At 69.2% G+C, this 16,235-nt stretch carries 13 protein-coding genes; 3 read left to right on the top strand and 10 right to left on the bottom strand.

Features of this window, described 5'->3' with window-relative positions:
• Window positions 1-28: 28 nt before the first annotated feature.
• On the bottom strand, window positions 29-1,462 hold the full coding sequence (locus tag OHT52_RS12845) for a GMC oxidoreductase (RefSeq protein ID WP_328720284.1): 1,434 nt from the start codon (window positions 1,460-1,462) through the stop codon (window positions 29-31).
• A gap of 1,003 nt (window positions 1,463-2,465) precedes the next feature.
• On the opposite strand from OHT52_RS12845, the gene OHT52_RS12840 reads away from it, so the two are divergent.
• Window positions 2,466-3,407: a methyltransferase gene (locus tag OHT52_RS12840; protein ID WP_328720283.1), complete on the top strand. Its 942-nt coding sequence runs from the start codon at window positions 2,466-2,468 to the stop codon at window positions 3,405-3,407.
• 175 nt (window positions 3,408-3,582) lie between these two features.
• On the opposite strand, the gene OHT52_RS12835 is transcribed toward OHT52_RS12840, so the two are convergent.
• The 4 genes from OHT52_RS12835 to OHT52_RS12820 are packed head-to-tail and all read right to left on the bottom strand — an operon-like array spanning window position 3,583 to window position 7,283.
• The gene (locus tag OHT52_RS12835) at window positions 3,583-4,713 is read right to left on the bottom strand and encodes a hypothetical protein (protein ID WP_328720282.1); all 1,131 of its coding nucleotides are present in this window, start codon (window positions 4,711-4,713) and stop codon (window positions 3,583-3,585) included.
• A gap of 2 nt (window positions 4,714-4,715) precedes the next feature.
• Complete coding sequence (locus OHT52_RS12830; protein WP_328720281.1) at window positions 4,716-5,525, bottom strand: ABC transporter permease; 810 nt, start codon at window positions 5,523-5,525, stop codon at window positions 4,716-4,718.
• Between the two features lie 5 nt (window positions 5,526-5,530).
• The gene (locus tag OHT52_RS12825) at window positions 5,531-6,337 is read right to left on the bottom strand and encodes an ABC transporter permease (RefSeq protein WP_328720280.1); all 807 of its coding nucleotides are present in this window, start codon (window positions 6,335-6,337) and stop codon (window positions 5,531-5,533) included.
• A complete protein-coding gene (locus tag OHT52_RS12820) occupies window positions 6,330-7,283 on the bottom strand; it encodes an ABC transporter ATP-binding protein (protein WP_328720279.1) in 954 nt (317 codons plus the stop codon). The genes OHT52_RS12825 and OHT52_RS12820 overlap by 8 nt, the downstream gene beginning before the upstream one ends.
• A 306-nt stretch (window positions 7,284-7,589) precedes the next feature.
• Between OHT52_RS12820 and OHT52_RS12815 the strand changes: the two genes are divergently transcribed.
• Window positions 7,590-7,961, top strand: coding sequence for a VOC family protein (locus OHT52_RS12815; RefSeq protein WP_328720278.1), 372 nt, complete (start codon window positions 7,590-7,592; stop codon window positions 7,959-7,961).
• A 423-nt stretch (window positions 7,962-8,384) separates the two neighbouring features.
• Window positions 8,385-9,521, top strand: coding sequence for a helix-turn-helix transcriptional regulator (locus OHT52_RS12810; RefSeq protein WP_328720277.1), 1,137 nt, complete (start codon window positions 8,385-8,387; stop codon window positions 9,519-9,521).
• Window positions 9,522-9,592: 71 nt separating this feature from the next.
• Here OHT52_RS12810 and OHT52_RS12805 read toward each other — a convergent pair whose 3' ends face one another.
• From OHT52_RS12805 to OHT52_RS12785, 5 genes are all read right to left on the bottom strand, one after another.
• Window positions 9,593-11,602, bottom strand: a complete 2,010-nt coding sequence (locus tag OHT52_RS12805; protein ID WP_328720276.1) for a carbamoyltransferase family protein — start codon at window positions 11,600-11,602, stop codon at window positions 9,593-9,595.
• A 56-nt stretch (window positions 11,603-11,658) separates the two neighbouring features.
• On the bottom strand, window positions 11,659-12,894 hold the full coding sequence (locus OHT52_RS12800) for a radical SAM/SPASM domain-containing protein (RefSeq protein WP_328720275.1): 1,236 nt from the start codon (window positions 12,892-12,894) through the stop codon (window positions 11,659-11,661).
• 4 nt (window positions 12,895-12,898) lie between these two features.
• Window positions 12,899-13,714, bottom strand: a complete 816-nt coding sequence (locus tag OHT52_RS12795) for a phytanoyl-CoA dioxygenase family protein (RefSeq protein ID WP_328720274.1) — start codon at window positions 13,712-13,714, stop codon at window positions 12,899-12,901.
• 349 nt (window positions 13,715-14,063) lie between these two features.
• The gene (locus tag OHT52_RS12790; protein WP_328720273.1) at window positions 14,064-14,864 is read right to left on the bottom strand and encodes a hypothetical protein; all 801 of its coding nucleotides are present in this window, start codon (window positions 14,862-14,864) and stop codon (window positions 14,064-14,066) included.
• The gene (locus tag OHT52_RS12785) at window positions 14,854-16,095 is read right to left on the bottom strand and encodes a hypothetical protein (protein WP_328720271.1); all 1,242 of its coding nucleotides are present in this window, start codon (window positions 16,093-16,095) and stop codon (window positions 14,854-14,856) included. Before OHT52_RS12785 ends, OHT52_RS12790 begins: the two co-directional genes overlap by 11 nt.
• Window positions 16,096-16,235: the final 140 nt, after the last annotated feature.

The following is a 16,235-nucleotide window of genomic DNA, read 5'->3' as shown; positions in this document are numbered from 1 at the left end:
CACTCTCCGTGCTGTCGTGAACGGGTGCCTACCTTGAAACGGACCCTGAGTCCGCGAGCTCGCCGGCCAGCCGGGCGGAAAGGGCGAGGATGGTCAGCGCCGGATTCGCCGCACCGGTACGGGGGAAGGTCGCCGGGCCCGTCACATAGAGCCCGTCCACCGACCGCACGCGCGCGTGCTCGTCCACCACCGCGCCGCCGAGCGGAAGCGTCCCGGCCTCGTGCTGCTCCGACCCTATGGGGAAGGAGTAGGTCGCCGGGACCCCCGGAACACGGAGCGTGTCTCCGATGACGAGCCGTTCGGCCAGGTCCTCGGAACCGAACGGTTCGTCGAAGTGGAGTCGTGTGCCGCTGACACCCGCCTCGCCGCACAGCTCCTCGTAGAGGCGCTGCAGCTCGCGCTGCTGATCGAGCGTCATCCGCGTGTCCGCCTCGCTCAGGCCGCCGGCTACGAACGTGGGCCAGGGCAGGTCCGCCCCGGGCTCGCACCACACCCGGCCGGTCGCGCTCCGCGTCTGCTCGCCCATGCAGTAGCAGTCGACGACCATGAGGCCGTGCTCGTTCATGCGCGCGCCGAGGAACAGGCTCGACCGCAGATCCGCGTCCGCCCGGGACAGGAAGAGCCCGCCGGACTCGGCGAGTGCCGCCATCGACTTCGGGGCGGCGGCGGGGTCGAAGGCCACCACGAACCCCTGGGCGAGTTTGTCGACCAGGCCCGTCAGTTCCACGGGGCCCGAGGAGTCCGCGCGGTGCAGGGCCTGGAGGACCAGCCGGCTGTTCTCGACGGTTCCCGCCGCGAGCACGATCTTCGGCGCGGCGATCACCCGCCGGACACCGTTCTCTTCCACGAGCAGCCCGGTGATCCGGTCCTGGTCGGTCGCGACGGCGACGGCGTGGCAGTCGGAGACGACCTCGACGGACTCGGGCCAGTCGCCCAGCGGGGAGTACGCCTGCCAGCGCTGTCCGTCCGGTGAGGTGCGCACCGCCCGGGGCGCCTCGTCGAACCGGTGGCCGCCCAGGTCGACGGCCCGGCCGTCGGACAGCGCGGCGGTACCCGTCCACTGCCTCAGTTCTTCGGTGGCCTCGTGGTACAGGGACTGTCCGCCGCGCCACGACACGGTCAGGTCGTCGACCACCGAGCGCGGCCACGATCCGTCGTCCAGCGCCCAGGGCTCGATCGGCACCGCCACCCCGCCCCAGTAGAGCGAGCGCCCGCCGAGCCGGCGACGCAGGCCGGCGATCCCGCGGTACGCGGAGTCCGTGGCCTGGTACGGCTGCCAGAAATGGGGGTCCGCCGTCGGGTCCAGCCACATGGTGTGGGCCTGCTGAGGGTCGTTCACCCAGCGGTAGTGGTCCCGTCCCGCGTCGGGGCCCGACTCGATCACGAGGACCCGGCCCGCACGGGAGTCCGCCAGCCGACGGGCCAGCGCGAGTCCCGCGAGCCCTGCCCCGACGATGATCACGTCAGCCGATTCGGATATCCGGTGGTCGCGGTTTCCCGCTGAGCCGACAGGAGTGGACATTATCCCCCAATTCCGGTGTTAATCCTGGATGCGCGATATTGCGGATGCCTTAGGCGATTACCGTGAAGAAGTCTTTGGCGAGTACATTCAATCGAATTGCAGAATGTTTCCGGCGGTGATTCCTGATAATGCCAGTACGTTAACATGGGCTCTGCGGGCTTGGCTATAATCTTTCGGATTCCGCGCGGTCGGAAACGTGACCGTTCGGGACGGCAGGTGATCTGCGGCAAATGAGGACCGCGGGCGGGTATCGCGCTCTTGTCGCCTCCGTCCCTCCGTCGCCACCCTCGTACGAGGAGCCCGCCGGCCGGAGAAGGCCGCCCGCCCGAACGTGATACTCGATCACCGTCCGGCCGTCCGCGGTGGTGAGGGGAACGGTCCGGTCGGCGCCGCCGGTCAGGGCCGCCGGGCACCGGCTGTACCGGGCGGCCCGCGGATGTGGCCGCACGACCGTCGCCGCGGCGCCGGAGCGTCTCGCGGCGGCCGCGGTGCAGGGGCCGGCGGGCCGCGCGGCGCTCGCGTTTCTGCCGGTGTATCCGCATCTCCTCCCGCACGTCTGGCCGAAACCGTGTGAACCCCAAACGGTCACGTCAAAACTGTGCTTGTGTCCGATGCGCCCGCAAACCGGTCCGGTGTTGTCGACAAGGGCCGTCCCGCAATTCCTGGCGGGTGCGCGACGACAGCTACGGCACCTCGCCGCGTTGTCGGAACGTCCCGCTGCATCCCGTATGCGGACGCCCCTCCGCGTTGCGATGCACCGCATCTGACGCCGCGCATCGATCCACCACGAATTGCGGGTCAACCCTTGGTCTTTCGTAGCCCTCATTCCCCGTCCCGGAGAGTGAGTCATCGGCGCTCCGGTCGGGGCCGACGACTTCCGCGTGCCCCGCATCGCAGAGGCCGTGACCCCTGCTTCTTTACCTCGGGGTATATTTCTTGACTCGTGAACACCACTCTGAAGCGTTGGCATGTCGGCAGCCCCTCCGATGAGGTAATCCCGGACGGCGTCGTGGCATTCGGTTCGGCCGAGGCGGCCGAGGCGGCCGTGCGGGTGCCGCGGGTCGTCGGCTTCCACCAGGCGATGGCCGAGCCCCTCCCTCGTGCCGAGGAGGTCCACATCGGCCTGCCGACCTACCGGGGCAAGAGTTTCCAGCCGGTGCTGGCCTGGCTGGCGGCCACCCGGCTCGCGGCTCCCGGCGCCCGCGTCGTCTGGCAGGTGGACAAGCAGCAGGGGCCGGATTCGGTGCGCCGGCTGCTCGAGTCCCTGGGCTGGCGCATCGAGCAGGTCAAGCGGGGCAGGCAGCGGCTGCTGAGCGGGATCGCGCCCGCCGAGGCCGAGCTGCCCGAGCCCCGGCACTTCACCGCACGCGTGGCCGGCGCCGAGTTGACCTTCGCCGCCGACTACGGCGTCTTCTCGCCGGGAGAGGTCGACGCCGGCACGGCCCTGCTCCTCGAGGCGGCCCTGCGCTGCGACCCGGTGGAGAGCGTCGCCGACATCGGCACCGGTTACGGCCCGTTGGCGATCGGCCTGCTGCGGGGCGGGATCGCGCGCCGTGCGCTGGTCACCGACGTGGACTGTGTCGCCCTGTGGCTGGCACGGCACAACGCGCGGCTCAACGGCACGGAGATCGAGGCGAGGTGGACTCCCGACCCGGGCACCGTGGAGGCCACGCCGCTCACCGTGTGCAACGTCCCCACCCACATCGACGCGGAGGCGACCCGGCTCCTCATGGACCGCCTGCTGGAGCGCGCGAAGACGGGGCGGCTCCTGGCGGTGGTGCACGCCAGTCTCGAATCGCGGTACGTGGCGCACTTCCGCCGCGCGGGCATGGACCCGTCCCGGTTCCCCGGGCCGGCTCACGTCGTGCTCGGCGCGGGAGCCTGACCAGGCTCTCATCGGCCCGTGCGAGCCCAGGGCGGAGGGTCGCCCCGACACTGGACGTGTCGGGGCGATCCCGACGACGCGGCGAGCGTGCGTGCCAGGCGTCGCCGGACAGGCGGGACTTGCGCCACACGCCCTGACGTTCCCCCGTCCTGCCACAGGTGTTCACATCCCTCCGCTACACGTGGCCCGGCACGTCCGCCGGCTGAAGGCTCACCCCGTGAGACAGGGCGGCGGCCGCGTACGCGGTGAGGAGGTTCCGCTGCGGCCCCGTCAGGGCGTTGCGGAACCGCGCGTCGAGGGCTGCCGGGCCGATGGTGGAGACCGCGATCCTGCGGACCGGGTCGGTCAGCCATTCCTCGACGGTGAACGGTGCGGTGTCTTCAGGAGACCGTTGCCGGACGATCGATTCGACCTGCCATCCCAACAGAAGGCAGTGGATCCACAGTTCCCTGCCCAAGCCGTCGCCGAACAGGCGGGCCACCTCCTTCCACCCCTGCGCCGAGTAACGGCGTTCCGCCAAGGCCGAGACGCGGTCCACCACGGGTGACGAGGCGGCCGACAGGGCATCCCCCCACAGCAGGTGCTCCCTGCGGCGGATCCCTCCGGAATCGTGGTCCAGGAGGAGATGCGAGAGCCCGAAGCGCATGTACGGCAGGAAGGGCACGCCGGTCAGCGTCCATCCCCCGGCGAGCCGGCCGGCGGCGTCCGGAGCGGCGGTGTAGCAGGCGGCGCGGCGCATGCCCTGCGAGTCGTTGCCGACCAGGCTGGCGTCCCCCAGGTGCTCGAAGAGGTTGGGGACGGTGATCAACGCCCGGCAGCCGCTGGCGCGTACGAAGGAGGACAGGGCTTCGTCGTCCAGGCCGTGGTCCATCGACCGGGCGTGGGCGACGAACGCGGCGGCCAGGCCGGCCGGCATCACCACGGCCAGCGTGGGGAAGTACTCCTCCGGAACGGCCTCGGCCCAGCTCGCTCCGGCCAGGGCGGCCAGCCGTACCATCGCGCCGTTGCGCGAGTCCCAGTTCGCGTACAGCGCGATGACGCTGTCCGGGTGGCTCCTGACGGCGACAGCCAGTTCCGGCAGGATCGGCTCGGCCGCCACATCGTCCTGGACGAGGATCTGGTGTGTGCCGTCCACGGGGAAGGTGGACCAGGCGACCAGGGCCGTCCGCAGCGGAGCCGGCCCGGCGCCGGGGTCGGGGTCGAGAACCACTCGGTCGAATCCGAGGGAATGCGCGAGACCTCGCGCGTATGCCTCGCGCGCAGGATGCGCCATGACCACACTCTTGAGCCTGACTGTGGTCTCCATCGTCATCCTCCAGGGCTGCTGTACTGGTTGAGGCTCGCTTTCCACAGCACCTGCGTCAGGGAGAAGAGCGCGATCCCCAGCAGCGGCGAGAGAACGGCGCCCCAGTGCAGGATTCCGTCCGAGGGAATCTGTCCCAGGACGACCGACAGGGGAAGGAAGGCGACGAAGGCGAGCGGAAGCCCGAATGTGAGGGCGGCCTTGACGGGCACGGGAAAAATGCTGAGCGGATAGCTTCCGAAGGTCGACATGAGTTCGTCCACCCAGACGGAGAATCCGTCGGAGCCGGGTCGGCGAATGCCCAGGCACGCGATCGCCGTGTGCAGCGCGCCTTCGAGGAGCGCGCCCGAGACGACGGCGACGGCCAGGTACACCACGTGCAGCAGGGTCCACGTGATCGTGACGTGGCCCAGTGCCCAGGCCAGGAGGCCGCCGGCGACCAGCAGGTCACCGAGCGCGTGGACGCCGAAGGAGCTGGTGAGCACCTGGAGGTAGACGGGCAGCGGCCGCGTCAGGTAGCCGTCGAACTTCCCGTCCAGCACCATGAACGGGACCTTCACCACGTTGGAGAAGACGAGGGCGAAGATCGCGTGACTCAGCATGCGCATGCTCGCCATCATCAGGATCTCGCCGCTCGACCACCCGGCCATACCGGGAAATCTGGCCAGGATGACCGTGGCGAAAACGAGGATGGACGTCTGCCAGAGGATGCCGTTGAAGATCTCCAGCAGAAATTCTCCCCGGTACTGCATACGAGCCCGGATGTTCAGCACGGTGGAGCGGACGACGAAGCGGACGAGGGTGGGACAGTCCATGCCGTTCACCCGCCCTGGACCATGATGCGGAACGAGGCGCGGCGCCAGAGAACCCTCGCGCATACGGCGAGAACCGCGCACCAGAAGAACTGGACGGCGAACAGATAGCCGCTCGATGCGACCGGTTCGCGTCCTACGTAGAGGGAGAGCGGCGAGTAGATCGCTGCCTTGAACGGGAGCACCGACGCGAGTCCGTTCAGCCAGGAAGGAAACAGCCACAGGGGGAGCAGGGCTCCGGACAGGAGGTCCTGCGCAAAGGCGTAGATGTGTTTCATGCTGTCATTCGTGACCATCCAGAAACAGACCAGGTCGAGGAGGAGGCCCAGGTAGTAGAGAATGATCTGTCCCACAGCTATGCCGATCAGGGACAATACGCCGGCGGCAGCACTGTCGGGAGGGCGGACGATGCCTACGGCGAGACAGACGAGAAAACCCAGGAGCGCGATGGATCCGCCGAGGGCGATCTCGCCGACTCCGCGGATCAGGTAATACTGACGCGCTTCGAGGGGGCGGACGAACCAGTAGGCGATGGTGCCTTCGCGGATTCGGGCAGGAATCGACTCACGGGAATACGAACGGGCGGTCCAGCGTACTCGGCTCAGCAGTACGGCGAGCGCGGAGTAGGTCACCGTCTGCGCGCTTTCTGATCCGCCGGCCGTGTACAGCGCCTTCCACAGCCAGTAGTACAGACTGATCTGAATGCCGATCATGACGCATCGACCGACGATGCGGCCCGGGTACGAAAGCTCCGTGGCGGGAATGAGGCCGCTGACGCGCCATGAGGCAGGCCTCATGAGGAGATTGTCAGACACGCGAACGACTCCGGGCCTGGCTCCGGTACACCGACCGCATGAGCTCTTCCAGATCCCCGCCGTGGACCGAGATGTCCGTCACCGTGTAGGTCTCGATCAGCTGACGGATCACGCTCTGCGCGGTGGCGTCCGCGTCCAGGCGGAGGCTGGCGGCCCGCCCGTCCCACTCGGTCACGGTGGCACCGAGGACCGTCGGCTCGGCCGGCGCGTTCTCGAGGACCGCCTTGATCACCTGGGAGGGCATGTGGTTCGCCTTGAGTTCGCGGATGGTGCCGTCGAAGGCGATGGCCCCCTGGTTCACCAGGATCACGCGCTCGGTCAGCTTCTCCACCTCGCCCATGTCGTGCGTGGTGAGCACGACGGTACGCCCGCGGCTCTCCACCTGGTGGCGGAGGAACTCGCGGACCTGTTCCTTGACCACGACGTCCATTCCGATGGTGGGCTCGTCCAGGAAGACGACGCGGGGATCGTGGAGCATGGCCGCGGCCAGATCGCAACGGACCCGTTGTCCCAGGGACAGGTGGCGGACCGGGGTGTGCCAGAAGGCCGAGAGTTCCAGCACCCGGTCGAACTCGGCGATTCGCTTGTCGAAATCTGCCTCGGAAACCCCGAACACATCACGCAGGAGGCGGAGTGAGTCCAGGGCCGGCAGATCCCACCAGAGCTGGGTGCGCTGACCGAATACCACGCCGATCATCCTGGCGTTGCGCCGACGGTCTTCGGTGGGCGCACGGCCGGTGACGAGCAGTTCGCCCGAGGTCGGCGTCAGAATTCCGGTCAGCATTTTGATGGTGGTCGATTTCCCCGCACCGTTCGGTCCGAGGAGAGCGACGAATTCGCCGTACTGGACATCGAGCGAGACGTCGCTGACGACTTCCTTCCACTCGTGGGAAGGCGCTACCAGCGAGCGCAGCCGCCCCCATGCGCCCTGAGCGGGGATGGCCACCGGGAATGCTTTGCAGAGCCCACGGGCGTGGATGGCGCTCCCGGCTTCTCGGTTGTCCAATGCGTACTCCGACTGCTCGGCATCGGTGCGCGGCGTCCAGAAGGGGACACTTGCGGAACCTGGGCGATCTTGGTTGGGACAGACGATAGGTCAGGCGCGTCGGAGAGTGAACCCGATTACGCGTTCACCATCCTGCATGTCAGCAAGCTGTCGCGGGGAATCCGCCCTATCGCTTGAACCACTCGGAGCTGTAGCCTGACGCCATCCCTGGTAATTCTCTTGGGTGGTACGGAGGAAAAGACCCCAATGAAGATAAAACTGGACCATCTGCGCGTCGACGTGCGCGACATGGAGGTTGCCGAAAAGTTTTACCGCGAGGCTCTCGGCTTCGAGACCGTCGTGCGTTTCGAATTGCCTGACGGGGTGATTCAGCAGATGGGCCCGGGAGGCGTTCCGCCGGGGGTGGAACTCACCATGAAGGAGGGCCTGGAGCCCAAGCCGAGTGCCACCGAGCACATCTGCTTCCAGGTCGACGACGTGATCGCCTGGACGGAGCGGGTCCGGGAGGCCGGCTACACGGTCGACCGGGAACCCTTCAAGATCGGCGATGAAGGTCTGTCGTTCGTCCGGGACCCCGACGGGCACCTCATCGAGTTCAACGACTTCAACGGGCGTTAAGGGCTGTCCCGCCATTCCTGGCGGGTGCGCGACGACGGCTACGGCATCTCGCCGCGTTGTCGGGATCGCCCCGATGCGTCCAGTATCGGGGCGTTCCTCCGCCCTGTGCGCTCGCGCGCACCGGACGCCGCCTGACCCGCCCTCCGGGTGGACGGCGCCACTTCCGGAACAAGCCCATCGCCTGCCCGGCGCGCCGGGAGGTGGGACGGCCCGTGGCCCCGGCGGAACCGAAACCGCCGCGGCCACGGGCCGTCCTGCGTGCGCGCGCCCGCGGCGTCACCGTCCCGCCCCCCTCTCTCCGAGGTGCCTCTGGCATATGCCGATCCGGAGCCGACTGGTATAGACCAAGATGCACGCCCGTGAGTACTATCCCGACTGGCATGCCGTGTCGTCCATGACGTATGCGTGAACTGGGGATCAGCGATGCGTGAAACTGTCGGGCGCCGCTCCGCGCGGCAGGAGTCGTCGGAGGTACGACCGTCGGAGAACGGCGGCACATGTCCCGACGGTTTCGCTTCCGCCGGCGACGGCCGGACCCCTATGGATCCGGACGGCCCGGCGTCGTCGCTCGTCGACGACGAGATGGTGGCCGTGTACACGCTGCTTCTTGAGGGCCACCACAACAGTCTCCCGGAGCTGCAGCAGGAGTTGCGCTGGAGTGAGCAGGCGGTCAGCGAGGTTCTGACGCGTCTCATCGGCATGCGTCTGGTCCGCCTGCGGGAGACCGGCCACGGATACGTCGCCAACCGGCCCCACGCCGTCGCGGCCCAGGCGGTCAGTTCGCTGAAGTCGCGCGTTCACTCCCTGCAGAGCCAGGCGGAGCAGATCCGCGGCAACCTGGACCCGCTCATGCCGCTCTACCGGGCCGCCAGTGGTCACCGGCGGCCCGGTGAACTGGCGGACGTCCTCCCTGACCGGGAGAGCAGGCAGGCCATGCTGGACGAGGCCGCCGCCGCGTGCGACACGGGTCTGCGCATCATCCACGTCCACGACGACACGGACCCGGAGGACGGTGGCCGCGGGCCGCTGCGGGAGGCGGCGCTCCTCGAACGGGGCGTCACCGTACAGGTGCTGTACCCGCACTCGCTCTGGTACAGCCGGAGACGCAGTGCGTACGCGGAGCGGCTCAAGGCCGCGGGCGCGGACGTCCGGACCTCGCGCGACGTGGTCAGCGGGGTCACCATCTTCGACCGTCGGGTGGCGTTCATCGCGAACGGCGAGGGGGCGGAGGGCGACGGAGGCGTCAGCCTGTTGCACGACGCCGGTCTGGTGGCACTTCTGCACGAGGTCTTCGACTTCTTCTGGGAGGGTGCCGCACTGGTCCACCCCGGTGGCGGCCAGGGACCCGAGGAACAGCAGGCGGTGGAGGCGACCAAACGAAGCATCGTCCGGCTCCTGATCCAGGGACACCGCGACGAGACCATCGCCCGCAGGCTCAGCATCTCCGTCCGCACCTGCCGTCGGCACATCGCGGAGATCATGGAGTCCACCGGGTCGAACAGCAGGTTCCAGGCCGGCTATCTCATGGCAGGCCGACAGCTTCTCGACGGCCAGGACTGAGGCCGTGGACGGCCCGCCCACCCTCCCCGCCCGCGAGCCGCAACGCGGGCGAGGGGGGTCCTGCGGTCAGCTCATCGGTCCGCCGGCGGTTGCAGCTCGATGACCCGGTGCTCCCACAGACTCAGCAGCTCTTCGGCCAGCGCGCCCCCGCCATCGGCTTCCGCGCTCACCCCGGAAGAGGCGAGCGAGCGAGGAGAGGCGGCTACGGAGGTGAGGAAGTCGAACATCTCCTCGGACACCGGAAGGGAACGCGCGCCGGCGTACTGGTAGGTCGCCACCAGCTCGACGGAGGGACGCGCGCCCTGTGCCCGGTGCGTTCCGCGTAGTTCGGCGGCGGGGTGGAAGGAGACCGCGCTGTTCAGCAGCGCGTCCGTCATGTCCGCCCGGCGCTTGATGAGGTGGCCCGGGAGGACGGCGGCGTCCAGCGTGGTCGTCAGCAGGCAGCGCACCACGTCCCGGACCGACTGGACTATCGGCTCGGCGAAGTTGTTGAACGACGTGTTCAGGACGACCGGGGTGCCCGTGCGGTCGCGGAACTCGGAGATGATGTCCCACATCACCGGATTGCGTTCCTGGAAGACCGTCTGCACGCGTGCGGTGCCGTCCACGTGCGTGACCGCGGGCAGCCGCTCCCGCCACTCGGGACGCACGTCGACGACGTACGACATCGATTCGAGAGAGGCGTCGGTGGCGGTCAGGTCGAAGACCTCTGCGGCGTCCTCGGCCAGCACCGCGGGGGCGAACGGCCGGAAGCCCTCCCGCTTCTTGATCATCGCGTTGACCCGGTCACGGTTCTCGGCCAGGCGGGGGTCGGCCAGGATGCTCCGGTGGCCCAGGGCCCGCGGTCCGAATTCGGAGCGCCCGTGGGCCCAGCCGATGACCTGGCCCGCGGCGATCGCGTCCGCCGCGGTCTTCGCCTCCGTACCCTCGGGCAGGTCCTCGGCGGTGAGGAACGGCTGCCAGCGCCGTACCTCGTCCGCGACGGCGGCCCGGTCTCCGAGGTCGGGGCCGAGGAACACGTTGCGGAGCCGCCCGCCCTTGCGGCTGCCCGTCAGTTGCGCCTGGCGGAACTGGGCGGCGCCGGCCGACGCGCCGGCGTCGTGGGAAGCCGGGTGCACGAAGACGTTCTGGAAGATCTCGGACTGCAGGACGCGTCCGTTGGCGGAGGAGTTGTGTGCCACGCCACCGGACAGACACAGACTCCGTGCTCCCGTCTCCTTCGCCCAGTGGCGGAGCAGGTGGAGTTCGACGTCCTCCAGGGCCCCCTGGAGGGCGGCCGCGAGATCGGAGTCCTGCTGGCGGATCTTCTCGCCACGACGGCGCGGCGAGAACCCGGTCGCCATGAGGTGCTCCAGGACACCCTTGCTGTCCATGCTGAAGTCACCGTCGTCGGACAGCGTGTAGAACTTCCGCATCTCGTCCCGGTACACGGCGGCGTCGCCGTACGGAGCCAGGCCCATGACCTTGTACTCGTCGAAGCGGCGGAAGCCCATCAACGGGAGGAGCGAGAGGTACAGGTGTCCGAGGGAGTCGGCCGCCGGATAGCTGCGCAACAGCTCCAGTTCGCCCTTGGAGCCGCTGAACACCGAGACGCTCTCCGCCTCGCCGTTGCCGTCGATGACCACGGCGAGACTGTCGTCGAACCCGGAATCCGAGTAGGCGCCGAAAGCGTGGGCCACGTGGTGGCGGACGAAGGCGATCTCGGAGTCCTCGAAGTCCCGGCCGAGCGCTTCGGCCAGCCGCGTGCGCAGCAGCTCCCGGGCAGAGAGGGCGGGAACACCCGGGAACTTCAGGTACTCGTAGCGGAGTTCGAGGTCGGCGTAGTCCTCCCCGAAGAAGAACGCGACCTCCTGTACCTCACTGGGCTTGATCCCCGCCAGGTCCAGGCAGGCGCGAGCGGCCTGCGCCGGGAACTTGTTGGAGTGCTTGATCCGGTTGAGCCGCTCTTCCTCGACAGCCGCGACGACGACTCCGTCGACCACGACCGCGGCGGTCGAGTCGTGGAAGAGCCACTCGGGTACATCCGGCATGAAGCTGCCGGAGAGATCGGCGAAACTACCGGTGATGCCGAGCGTGATCACGCAAAGTACCTTCCATCAGGGCCGGTCGGGCGGAGGCGGGGATTGGGGGTCACTGATCAGACGGCCGATTCGGTCAGTACGTCGAAACCGTCGTACCAGCGACGGGTGTCGCGGTCGCCCAGCGTGCGGGGGTTGAACCACTCCCAGCGGTACGAGCTGTCGTCCGAGGTCTCACGGTGGAAGGTGTGGAAGCCCTCGCGCTGCCTGCGTGCTTCCCGGAAGCTCTGGCCGAAGGCGCACTTGGCGCAGATGGCCGCCTCCTCGTTCCGCTCGCGGAAGGCGCGTGCCGCCGGCTTGTCCCAGATCTCCTCCAGCGTCTCCTTCCGGAGATCGCCGAGGACGAGTTCACCGTCGTAGTCGTGGCAGCACGGAACGACTCGGCCGTCCCAGAGCACCGCCACCGACTTCCACGGCCGGGTGCACGGGGCGGTGTAGCCGGGCGAGGTGTGCTCCCCCAGTTCGGCGACCGTCTCGTCGTCGAAGTCCCAGCGCTCCAGGCGGATCACGACCCCGCGGTCGACGCCCACGTCGGCGCAGTAGGCGAGGAAGGCGTCCGCCTCGGCCTGGTTGGCGCGCATGTTGATCATCTGGAGCGTCATGGTCGTGTTGTAGCCGTGCTCGTCGCGCATCCGCACCAGTTCGCGCAGGTTGCGGTCGGCGACGTCCAGGCGGGCTGCCCGACCGCGGATCGACTTGTACACCTCCGGGTCCAGGGAGTCCAGGGACAGGACCAGGTTGGAGATGCCGGCGGCCAGGATGGCTTCCGCGCGCTTGGGCAGCAGGCTCGGGGGATTGCAGGACAGGCCCGTCTTGATGTTGTGGCTCTGCGCGATCCTGATCGCGTCCGGGAGCCCCCGGTGCAGCAGTGACTCACCGAAGTGGTGCAGCGCCAGGAAGCTCGTGTGCCCGCTGATCTGCGACATCACCGAATCGAAGAGTTCCAGGCTCATGTCGCCCAGGTCGCGTTCCATCTCCAGCGTCCGGGGACACATCGTGCAGGTGTACGGGCAGCGATTGGTGAGTTCGATCTGCTCGATCTTCGGGAGGCGGTCCACCTGGCGTGACGCGTGTCCGCTGAGGAAGGTGTCCGAGGCGGCCCGGTCCGCGAAGGCGATCTCCAGCTCCTCGGCCACCCGGGGGACGGCGGTGGTCGCCGACGGCGACTCGTAGAGCGCCTGAAGGGCCTCGACGGAGTCCCACCCGGTGACGCTCTGCGCCCCGGTGATGTGGTTCTTCAGTACCGCCGTGTCGTCGACCCGGCGGTAGCTCCAGAACGGAAAGACGTAGGTCATGGGATCAGCCCTCCGCAGGGGAGTCGGACGGCACGACGCCGCCGTGGAACAGGCGCATGCGCAGCTCCTCCACCGTGGTCGGCGGCACGTTCTCGACTCCGAGGTAGCGCTGTGCGCGCTTGTCCAGGCCGGAGAGGACCGAGGCGGGGACAGCCCGGGTGAAGTCCATCTGCGGCCGGTACCAGTGGCTCGTGAACAGGGTCTTGATGAGGGTGCGCTGATCGTCGGAGTTGTTCGTGCCGGCGCAGTGCCAGATGCGCGCGTCGAAGACCACGGCGTCGCCGGGCTCGACCTCCAGCGGGACCGAGGCGGGTGCCATGGTGTCGGGGTCCGGCTCCTCGACCAGGCTGAGGTGACTGCCGGGAACGACCCAGGTGGACCCGTTCTTCTCGCGCACCTGGTCGACGTAGTAGAGGACGTTGACGCCGGGAATCTTGTGCGCGGGGAAGTCGACGCCGGTGACGTCCATCAGGTCGGTGTGGTAGTCCCAGGGGTACCGTCCCTGGCCGGGGAAGAGGGTCAGCGCGTCGAAGCAGTTGAGGATGGCCCGCGGGCCGAGGAGCTTGTCCACGATGTCCAGCGCGGGCGAGGTCTCCAGCAGCTGGCCGAAGGCGCCGTCGGCCGCCAGGTTCCGCAGCGCGCCGCGCTCCCTGATCTCGACCAGCCGGTCCGCTCCCCAGGTCTCGTCGTCCTCGCGCAGCATGCGGCGCAGCGCCGCGCTGATCTCCGTCGTCGATTCCTTGTCCAAGGCGCCCGGCAGGATGACGTAACCGCTCGTCGCTATTTCGGCCAAGGCGGATGTGATGTCTGTTGAACTCACGGTGATCCTGGTGCCTTCCCGTTGGAGGAGCCCTGTTCTGCGGCATTCGGTGACATGAGGAATGGTGAGGCCGCGGAGGGCGGCATGGGGATGCCGGAAAACAGGACGAGATAATTTCGCATCTGCTTCGGGGGTCGCCATCATCGGGCTGACATGCGGCCCAGCGCAGTGCGCCCGCAGTGCGCGGGCATATTGAGGCGGCTGGTGAATATCGTGCTAAGTCGACTTTCCAGAGTTCCACGGGAAATGCTCTTCGCCGGAGGTGGAACTGTCCATAGCCGGGGAACGTCACCATACTGCACGGCCACAAAGTGATGGCGGGACGGAACGACTGAAAGCGGGCCGCCCGTCAGGGCAGGGGAATATGCCCGTCGGCCGGCCCCGGAGGGTGCGTCAGCAGGGCGTACCGCTCCGGAAACGGCACCCGCGGACCGGGCGGAAGGCCTGCGTTCAGTTCCCGCAGCCGCCCCCACAGCGCCGCCGACCGCAGCTCCTCATAGCGCCGGTCCACCGCTTCGGGAAGCCTGTGCGGCGAGTGCGGCGACAGGAAGCCGGAAGCGTTCAGCTCCTCGACGTACCGCAGGAGGACCTCGGCTCCGTCCCCGCCGCCCGCCGACGGACCGACCGGCCCGGCGAACGTCTCGAACTGCGCGGGCAGGGTGACGGGAGCACCGGTGGGGAGAGGGCGGGCGCCGGTGTCGAGGAAGACGTCGAACCACCGCTCGGACGCGTCGAGTGCGCACAGCAGTTCCCCGGGCGCGGTGACGCCGTCGCGCGCCAGCAGACGGGCCGCGGCCGATCTGCTGCGCAGGACGGGCGGGGCCGCCGCACGCTCCCGCAGGTGGGCGAGGGCGATCAGTACGGAGAGCGGAAGGCGCTCGCAGGCCAGGCATTCCACGACGACGACGTCCTGCGCGGCGGTCGGCCACTCCCGCGGCGGACCGACGCTGATCCGGCCGAAGGGCTGGGCCCTCGCCTGGGCGAGCGCCTCGGCGGTTCCCGCGCCGCAGCCGGAACACGGGTGGGGCCGCAGGACGACCGGCGGGGGAGAGGCACGCGTGGTGAGTGCCAGGAAGCGCGCCTCGCGCACGGCCAGTCCCTCCAGGGACTCCTCGGCCGTCGGCGGGAGCGGTGCGGGATCAGCGGACACCGAGTGGCTCCCGCTCTGCCGCGTGGCCGACGCTCCGGCGGTGCGCCTGTCCGGCGGCGACGGCGGCCAGGCCGAGTTCGACGAGCAGGCCACGGATCTCCTCACGGTGGGAGGGCGGTACGGGGTTCAGGAATCCGGCGTCCGCCCAGCTGTCGATGGCACGTCGTCGTGCACGGCGTGCGACCTGGGCCGGTACGGCAGGACCGCCGGCGCCGCCCGGCGGGGCACAGGCGTCGGCACCGAGCAGGAATCCGGCGGCCCACATCTCCACCAGCGGCTCCGGCCCCAGGCCGGCCTCGGCGCCGCGCCGGGCGAGGTCCGCGCCGGAGGGGTCGCCGGACCGCAGGTGGCCGCTCAGTCCCTCCAGTACGGTCCGTGCGGCGACACCCACGGCGCCGCACGCCTGCCGCCAGGGAGCGCAGGGCTGCCGGAGCGGATGGTCGACGCTGGCGTGGATGAAGCGGATGACGCAGTGCGCGGCCCGTACGGAGACCGCGTAGCCCGGTTCGGCGGACCCGGCCGACCGCATGGGCCACGAGCGGGACGTGCCCGACACGGCCGTGCTCCACATGCCGGGAGCGGGTTCCCAGCGGGACACGAACACCGCCGAGCGGCGGACGCCATGACCGTCGTTTCCCGCCACGCTGCGACCGGCGCCGTGTTCGACCAGGTTGGGCACGGTGGCCACGACGGGGCGGTCGTGCAGCCGGCAGAAGAGGTCCACGTAGGCGTCGTCGTCGCGGAGTTCGTCCGGCAGCGTGTCGAGGAAGGCGGCGAGCGCCCGTGCCAGGCGGGCGGGCATGACCAGCCCGAGGGTGGGCACGAACTCGCCCGGTATCAGGGCGGCCCAGGGTGCCCCCGTGGCGGCGGCGTGCCGCACCGCGTACGAGTTGCTGGGTGAATCGGCGTTGACGTACAGGGCGATGACCGCGTCCGGCCGTGCCCCGACCGCCGCCCTCAGGTGCTCCCCGAAGCGGTCGCACAGCCGCACGTCGTCCTGGAGGACCAGGTGGTGGGTGGCTCCGGGGGCGATGGAGCGCCAGGCGCGTTTCGCGGTACGCAGAGGGCTGCGCACACCCCCGGGCTCCGGGTCGGCGACCACCCTCGCGGACGGGTCGCCCAGCGCGTCGATCACCCCGCGGGCCCCCGCGGCCCGGGAGGGATGGTGCATCACCACCGTACTGAGGCGTATCCCGTCGTCGGCTTCGGCATTCGGCTGGAGCTGAGCCATGGGACTCCGAATCGGTGCGTACGGCGAGGGGCGGACTTCTCGGGCTTCCCGGGCGCGCGTTCCAGCCTGCCGAGACGATTGAGCCCGCAGGCGTGGGCGACGGGGTCGTTTTCCATTGACCGTGACAAAACGCGCCTGAG

Origin of the sequence: Streptomyces sp. NBC_00247, assembly GCF_036188265.1 — a bacterium.
In the GTDB taxonomy this organism is placed as follows: Bacteria; Actinomycetota; Actinomycetes; order Streptomycetales; family Streptomycetaceae; genus Streptomyces.
The sequence above is the reverse complement of the archived record's forward strand: the minus strand, read 5'-3'. Positions and strand labels throughout refer to the sequence as shown.

What these genes read in the sequence shown, in the direction of transcription:
- OHT52_RS12830 (WP_328720281.1), bottom strand. Translation starts at nt 5,525, where the DNA reads ATGGACTGTCCCACCCTCGTCCGCTTCGTCGTCCGCTCCACCGTGCTG.
- OHT52_RS12785 (WP_328720271.1), bottom strand. Translation starts at nt 16,095, where the DNA reads ATGGCTCAGCTCCAGCCGAATGCCGAAGCCGACGACGGGATACGCCTC.
- OHT52_RS12800 (WP_328720275.1), bottom strand. Translation starts at nt 12,894, where the DNA reads ATGACCTACGTCTTTCCGTTCTGGAGCTACCGCCGGGTCGACGACACG.
- OHT52_RS12810 (WP_328720277.1), top strand. Translation starts at nt 8,385, where the DNA reads ATGCGTGAAACTGTCGGGCGCCGCTCCGCGCGGCAGGAGTCGTCGGAG.
- OHT52_RS12815 (WP_328720278.1), top strand. Translation starts at nt 7,590, where the DNA reads ATGAAGATAAAACTGGACCATCTGCGCGTCGACGTGCGCGACATGGAG.
- OHT52_RS12835 (WP_328720282.1), bottom strand. Translation starts at nt 4,713, where the DNA reads ATGGAGACCACAGTCAGGCTCAAGAGTGTGGTCATGGCGCATCCTGCG.